The organism is Olleya sediminilitoris, assembly GCF_016785945.1.
GTDB classification, from domain to species: Bacteria; Bacteroidota; Bacteroidia; order Flavobacteriales; family Flavobacteriaceae; genus Olleya; species Olleya sediminilitoris.
Genome location: NZ_JAEMEF010000021.1, coordinates 1 through 5492, shown reverse-complemented (window position 1 = coordinate 5492; position 5492 = coordinate 1). Strand labels below are relative to the sequence as shown.

Annotated in this window: 6 protein-coding genes and 1 pseudogene; all 7 read left to right on the top strand. The window is 28.6% G+C overall.

The features are described from left to right. The first annotated feature begins 242 nt into the window (after positions 1 to 242). The 7 genes and pseudogenes from JAO71_RS15610 to JAO71_RS15580 all read left to right on the top strand — a co-directional run bounded on the left by JAO71_RS15610 (position 243) and on the right by JAO71_RS15580 (position 5384). Positions 243 to 1631, top strand: coding sequence for a serine hydrolase (locus JAO71_RS15610; RefSeq protein ID WP_203001718.1), 1389 nt, complete (start codon positions 243 to 245; stop codon positions 1629 to 1631). Between the two features lie 182 nt (positions 1632 to 1813). Beyond that, on the top strand, positions 1814 to 2185 hold the full coding sequence (locus JAO71_RS15605; protein ID WP_116822553.1) for a transposase: 372 nt from the start codon (positions 1814 to 1816) through the stop codon (positions 2183 to 2185). A gap of 20 nt (positions 2186 to 2205) precedes the next feature. Next, positions 2206 to 3036: pseudogene (locus JAO71_RS15600) on the top strand (IS3 family transposase); the annotation flags it as partial. A gap of 90 nt (positions 3037 to 3126) precedes the next feature. Next, positions 3127 to 3597, top strand: coding sequence for a hypothetical protein (locus tag JAO71_RS15595; RefSeq protein WP_236011306.1), 471 nt, complete (start codon positions 3127 to 3129; stop codon positions 3595 to 3597). Between the two features lie 150 nt (positions 3598 to 3747). Then, on the top strand, positions 3748 to 4365 hold the full coding sequence (locus JAO71_RS15590; protein WP_203001716.1) for a tetratricopeptide repeat protein: 618 nt from the start codon (positions 3748 to 3750) through the stop codon (positions 4363 to 4365). A 145-nt stretch (positions 4366 to 4510) separates the two neighbouring features. Continuing rightward, positions 4511 to 4870 (top strand): hypothetical protein, encoded by a 360-nt coding sequence (locus JAO71_RS15585; RefSeq protein WP_203001714.1) that lies wholly within the window; start codon positions 4511 to 4513, stop codon positions 4868 to 4870. Positions 4871 to 4901: 31 nt separating this feature from the next. Further along, a complete protein-coding gene (locus JAO71_RS15580; RefSeq protein WP_203001713.1) occupies positions 4902 to 5384 on the top strand; it encodes a hypothetical protein in 483 nt (160 codons plus the stop codon). Positions 5385 to 5492 lie beyond the last annotated feature (108 nt).

The window sequence follows — 5492 nt, the reverse complement described above, 5'->3', positions numbered from 1 at the left end:
GTCCATCTCAATCCAAACATCAAATACAAGTCGTACCGAAAAAATAATGTAAATTTACCTGAACTTACAATTTAAGAACAAACCTAGTTCAAACTTTTTTTTTGCATTCTAAACGGCTAAAAAAAAAACTTTTGAACGTCTAAATATTAACTAAAAAGAGTCAACCTATATCAGTATAATACAAAAACTGTAACAATTTTAAAATTATTTAGTCTTTAGACTATAAACCTAATTTTAAAACTATGAACAAATACATTACTCTCTTCCTTTCTTTATCCTTTTTAGGATTCATCAACGCACAAGAACTAGAAACTCAACCTTTTTTCAAATACAATAAAACCATTGATTCTCTGATGCAAATTAGTTCAGATAGAGGAATTTTTAATGGAAACGTATTGGTTACTAGAAACGATTCTTTGGTATATCAAAAATCATTCGGATACACAGACGGTTCAGGACAAACTGAACTGACAAAAAAATCTATTTTCAGTCCAGGTTCAATAGGAAAAGAATTTGTTGCCGTGTCTATTATGATGTTAATTGAGAAAGGGGTTTTACACCTAGACGACAAGCTTTCAAAATTTGATTTAGGACTACCAGAATGGTCCGAAAAAGTTACCATCAAGCATCTTTTAAACTATGTGAGTGGTCTTCCTCAAATTGATTGGGATAATGTAGAAAATGAAAATGATTACCTAGAAGATTTACAAGCACTACCAAGTTTACTGTTTGAACCAGGTACAGATTTTAATTATAATAACAATAGTATTTTTCTCCAAAAAAAAATTATCGAAAATGTTACAAAAAAAACATTTCAAGAATTTATGAGAGAAAATATTATTACACCTTTAAAAATGAAAAATGTAGTTTTTGATCCAAATTTCGACTATCCAAATAGAGCTAGGAGTTTTGATATATATAAGGAAAATGCTTCAGAAATTTACACATCCAAAGGTTGGTTATGGGTATCAATAGATGATTTGAATAAATGGATTATGGCTTTAAATCATAACAAACTAATTTCAAGAAAAACTTTAAAATTGCTTTTAAAGAACCAATATTTTGAAAATGAACATACAATTCTTGGCGGTTCTGATGATTTATTTGAAACACATACTCACGGTGGTCAATCCTATCAATTTGAATCAATTTACATAAGTGAATTCAAGGATGACCTCAATATTATATTGATGTCCAACCATAAAAATCAAGTACCGGAAATAGCCCACTCTGTATATGACATAATGAAAGACAAAGCTTTTACTTTACCTAAAAAATCTATATATCGGGCAATAAGGCAAAAATGTTTAGAGAATATTAATGAAGGAGTCAAATACTATTACGCATTAAAAGAAAGTGATTATGACATCTATAGTTTTGAAAACCCAAATGAATTGAATAGTCTCGGTTATGATTTATTATCATTGAAAATGATGAATCAAAGTATAGAAATATTCAAATTAGCTGTTTCTGAATTTCCAAGCGATGGTAACCTTTATGATAGTTTGGGAGAAGCTTATTATACAAATAAACAATATGAATTGGCTCTGTTAAACTATAAAAAGTCATTGGAGTTGAATCCCAAAAACACAAATGCCGAAGAGATGATTAATAAGATACCAAAAAAATAACTGGCTACAACACCGTATAAAATTAATTGCTAGTTCTAGCTAGTTTACGAAAGTCCTTGCGGACTTTCTATCTGTGATTTATTTGCTAACTTTAGTACTTAAACCACGCAACTAATCTTATACAACAACGTTATAGGTAAGCATGACCCGTCCTGAATAAAGGCTACATAATTTTAAACATTATGTACAAAAACGACAAAGTAATTAGACGGTATTCAGAACCTTTTAAACTAAAAATTCTTGATGAACTCAGTAAAGGTAAACACACAAAAAGCGAACTTTGTAAGCTCTACTCTATTGCACCCACAACGATTAATGAGTGGATTAAAAAGTATAATCGTAAAGACTTAATGAACACCAGAGTAAAAGTGGAAACAAAAGACGAAATATCTAGAATTAAAGCACTTCAAAAAGAGATTCAGCAACTTAAAAAACTATTACTTAAAAAGGATCTAGATACCATGGTATTAGATTCCTATCTTGAAGTAGCTGCTGAAGATCTAGGCTATAAATCTGTTGCTGAACTAAAAAAAAAGCTAAGTATAAAGCCTTAACCAAAGCCAAAGAAAAATCTAAGGGATTTGCCTCTTTAACCACTATAAATCATTGTTTTGGACTTAAACGTGATGCGTATTATAAATACAAATCTAGAGCTGATAATCGTTTAAAACTAGAACAACAGATTATTGAAATTGTTAGTAAAAGACGTAAATCCCTTCCTAGAGAAGGTGTGAGAAAACTTGTGAAATCATTAGATATAAATTTTACTAAAGCCAATATTAAGGTGGGTAGAGACACTTTGTTTAATGTCCTTAGAAAACACCAAATGCTAACTCTTAGAAAGAAAACAAGTGCTAGAACTACTAACTCGTATCATCGTTTTTATAAGTATAATAACATCATAAAAGACTTAGAGGTTACTAGAGCTAATCAAGTTTGGGTTAGTGATATAACTTATATTAGAACAGTAAAAGGTTTTTGTTACTTAGCCTTAATAACTGATATGCATTCCAGGAAAATCGTTGGTTACGACCTTAGTGACAGCCTAGAATTAAAAGGCTGTGTAAGAGCTTTAAACAAAGCCATTTATCAAGCTAAAAACATTAAACAACTTATTCATCATTCAGACAGAGGAATACAATATTGTAGCAATGTATATACACAAATACTTAAAAGAAAAAAGATAAATATTAGTATGACTGAAGAAAATCATTGTTACGAAAATGCTATGGCAGAACGCATAAATGGAATTCTAAAAGATGAGTTTTATCTCGACCAAACCTTTGATAACAAAGCTCACGCAAAGAGAGCTGCAAAAAATGCAATTAATTTATACAACGAAATAAGATTACACTTATCTTTAGGTTATAAAACACCGAATATGGTATATAAATTATCAGCTTAAAAATAAATTTTAACCTGTAGCCATATTTCAGGACGAGACAGCTGAAAAACGAAAACTATGATACATTTGATTTGGTCTATAATAAACGGAATGATTGTTCTTTACTTTCTTTATCTAATTGTTGGATTTATAGCTAAAGGAAAAAAAATATTTAAACCACAATTTAAATTTGTCTCAATCTTTATAATGGTAATCGGAATTGTACAAATAATTTCCGCATCTAATTCAGGAAAAAACTCAAACCGAATATCAATAACAGAAAACTATGAGAGAAAAAATAACTCGGAAATTAAACAAGTGAAATTGGAAGATAATTGGACTTTTGATATAAATATGCTTGTAAAATATTCTATAGAACAGAATGAATATATCCCAATTGAAAGTAACAGTTATTTGACTGGAATTGTGAGCGGTTATATGTGGGAATTTAAGTCAATAGATACGAACAATTTGAATATGAATGGAAAAGCGGAATTTATTGCTAATGGAATTTTAAAATGGAATCTTTTTGGAATTACTGTTTATAACGAATCAAAAACATTTAGCGTAATTATAGAATGAAAAAAGCCTGTTTACAACACCGTATAAAATTAATTGCTAGTTTTAGCTCACTTGGGAAATTCCTTCGGAATTTCGCCGTTCGTGATTAATCTAGTAAATTAGTTGCTTGAAACACGCAACTAACCTTATACAACAACGTTGTAATTAATTATGAGAAACCTATTGATAATATTCATAACCCTTACTCTTCTGAACTGTAAATCAGATTCTGAACAGATTATTTCAAAACAATCTAAAGACACAACCTTCATAAATAAAAATCAATATGAAAAAGGCTGGATGAAGGATTCAATTGCTTCGGTAACTTTTGACCTAGCTTCTGACCAATATGCGAAAGGAAACTTTGGAAAGGCTAAAAAACTGTATGAAAAAGCAAATAAAATTGAACCAAATAACACTATTATTCTTAATGCTTTAGGTGATATTTCTGCAGATTTAAAAAATTTGAACGAATGTATTATGTATTTCGAAAAGTCACTAAAAGTTGATAGTTTAAATACTTCAACCTATATGAATTTTGGTACTGCTTACAATAAGCTTTTAAAATTTGACAAATCGATTGAAATTTTAAAAAAGGGACTTGATTTTGAAAACGTCCAAGAAAGAAAAGGTTATTTTTATTATAATTTGGCAAATTCATATTATAAAAAAGAAGACTATAAAACATCCTCTGAATTCACTAATAAAGCTCTGAAAATTGTAAAAGAGCCATCTGCCCGAGAAGACATTAATGAATTGAAGAATATTTTATTAAAATTAAATAACTAATTACAACACCGTGTATAATTAATTGCTATGTCACTGCCGACTTACGAACATTCCTTCGGAATATTCTATCTGTGATTTATTTGCTAAATTTAGTGCTTAAACCACGCAACGAAATCATACACAAACACGTTGTACGTAAGCTCTAATGAAAATCAAGAAAGACAAAAAATATTGGGAAGATTATACTGAATTCATAAATCAAGTCGAAAAACTTACTGATTTCAGTCCTTCAGATTTACTATCAAGATATGAAACATTGAGTGAAGAATTGAAAGATGTTAATGAAGATTTTTATTTAGAATGGAGATACGAAATTGACTATGATTTAATTACAAGACACAAAATAGAAAAAGTAATTAATCACAGACAAATTTCTGAAAACATTCTTTTGCAAGAATTTAAACAAAAAATAGAAAGTTTAGATTTAGAAATTAAAAAACATATACTGAATTCTGACCAAAAAGATTGGTGGAAAAACATCCAACTTAAAGCAATTCAAAAATAGATTTAATTTAAACGAACTGAAAACTTTTACTTTGGCAAAAAAAATAACTTTAGGAATTTTATCTTTCATATTTGGAATTGTTATTGCTTACTTTTCTGAATTATTTTTTAGAGAATTTATTCAAGGTATTTTTATATGGTCAACATCTGAAAAGATAAAGTTTGTGGGAAAGAATTTTTACGCTTTTTCTAATAAGCTTTACTTTATATCCTTTGGAATTGGACTATTAATTTTGACACTTCAAAATTTAAAACGTAATCTTTATGAAATATTTAAAAGTGTTATTATTAGTCTTATCCTGTTTGGAACAGTATTATTTGGAATTTCTTCAATAGATGCTAATTTCAAAGTTATTGAATGTACAGCTTGTGAAGATGGAATTAGAAAATTAAACTGGAATGACGTAAATTATGGTCTTATAATTGGAATTAGTGTATTTGTAGGGATTATTCCTAGTTTAACAAAAATGATAAGAAGAACGAAAAAGCCTACGTACAACAAAGTACTGTGGTAAAAAACAAGTAAAAACTCATTAATTTTTCAATAAAACACTTCTATAATTATTATCATAAGTTAATCCTGATTTTGCTATTGCAAAAGCTTGTTTTAATAGCTTATTACA